Source organism: Algoriphagus jejuensis (genome assembly GCF_039523455.1).
Lineage (GTDB): Bacteria > Bacteroidota > Bacteroidia > Cytophagales > Cyclobacteriaceae > Algoriphagus > Algoriphagus jejuensis.
On the sequence record NZ_BAAAFI010000022.1, the window covers coordinates 1 to 1655 of the forward strand.

Here is a 1655-nt window from a genome sequence, read left to right on the forward strand (position 1 = left end):
CCTGACTTCGACGCTGGGACACCCAAAATCAAAAATTGAACATTTTTGCTAGTTTTTGTTGACTTTCGTTCAAAATCAAGGTTTTTCTAAGCTTTTTTCCGGACGATTTGAGCCGCATTTCAACGGTATAAATTCCTTTTGCAATCTCAATTGCCTTCTGTGGAGATAATTTCGATCCCTTCTCTATCAATTGTCTTTCCAGCTCTTTGTATACTTTGTATGCCACGAATGCGATGCTGATATGGGCTTCGATCCTGCGTTGTCTAAAATGGAAAACTGGCCTGACTTTGATTTCATTTTTTGTTATCCTGAAAGCCTTTTCAATTTTCCACAGGTTGTTGTAGTTCTCAATAACTTGGTCTTTGTCAAGGTTTGTATTGGTAATATACCCTTTGAGGCCATCCCACTTCCCATCCTGCTCATACTTTTCCCTATCTAGGGCGATCCTTACCTCCCCCTCCATTTTAAGGTATTTGTTGTAGCCCCTGTTGTTGATATGGGTTTTGTTGAGTTTTCCTGTTTTTAGTTGCTTCTCGAGCTTTTTGAGGCCTTTTTCACGGTTGATCCTGTCCTTTTTGGCTCTCTTTTCCGAATAACTGACAACCATCCTGAGCGCATCCTCCCAGTCCAGCAATCTACTCTCGCCGTTTTCAAGTTTGAGGGCCAATACCTGTTCTTTTTTCTTATCAGCGGAAGCCTTTAGCCTTGCTCCCAGAATAAACTCGTATCGGTTATCGCGTAATTCTTGAATATTGCTTTTGGAAAGCAAGCCTGAATCAGCAACCACAATAGGTGCCGGTAAACTGTACTTGTTTCTGAACGCTTCGATGACCGGAATCATGGTGTGACCCTCAAACTTGTTGCCCTCAAAAATCTCGTATGCGAGAGGATATCCTTCCAATCCCACCAGAAGGCCCAAAACGATCTGGGGATTTTGGTGTTTCCCCTCCTTGGAAAAGCCTGTCTTTCGCAGCTCATCCTCCTGATCCACCTCAAAATACAGGGTGGTGACGTCGTAAAAGACGATGTTGATGCTTCCACCAAGTAGTTTCTTTGTGTGCTCAAAACTGATCAACTGAATAATCTCCTTGTGATTGTTGTAAAGCTTATCCATGTACCTGTACAGGTCCTGAACCTGGAATTCAAGACCATGATAGGTGAGCAGGTAATCACAGGTTTTCAGCTTACTGGCAGGAAAACAGAGCCTGGAATAGACCAGCCATTTAAAAATATCATCTTTGACAACCCCGAATCCAATATCGTTGAAAAGCCTATCCAAAAGCAGTTCTGTACCTGAAACGGTAATGCTTTCAACACTTTCCAGGACAGCATCTGCAATCCGCTCCTCCTCACTGAACGGGATATCAAGCGTGCCTTTGTAGTTTTTGATCCATTCTTCTCCAAGGCAAACCAACTGTTCAACTTCTGATTCAACAGAACTGCTTCCAAGAGTTTTGAAAACCTTGTATTTACCCTTAGTCTTCTCAATTACCTGAACACTGACCTTGCCGCTTTTGTTGGGCTTCCTGCGAACAAACATGACTAAAAGTACTCAAAAACGCCTCTGGGACACCCAAATTAATAAACTGAAAATTCAAAACATTTAATAATCAACTACTTATATCAAAATGGGACTGACGACTGTCGAAGTCAGG

At 42.3% G+C, this 1655-nt stretch carries 1 protein-coding gene; it reads right to left on the reverse strand.

What is annotated here, in order from left to right; all coding sequences use genetic code 11:
• Positions 1 to 28: 28 nt before the first annotated feature.
• Complete coding sequence (locus tag ABD031_RS13285; RefSeq protein WP_343852245.1) at positions 29 to 1540, reverse strand: IS1634 family transposase; 1512 nt, start codon at positions 1538 to 1540, stop codon at positions 29 to 31.
• Between the last annotated feature and the right edge of the window lie 115 nt (positions 1541 to 1655).

Coding starts and splice junctions, on each gene's coding strand:
- ABD031_RS13285 (WP_343852245.1), bottom strand. CDS start 1,540: ATGTTTGTTCGCAGGAAGCCCAACAAAAGCGGCAAGGTCAGTGTTCAG.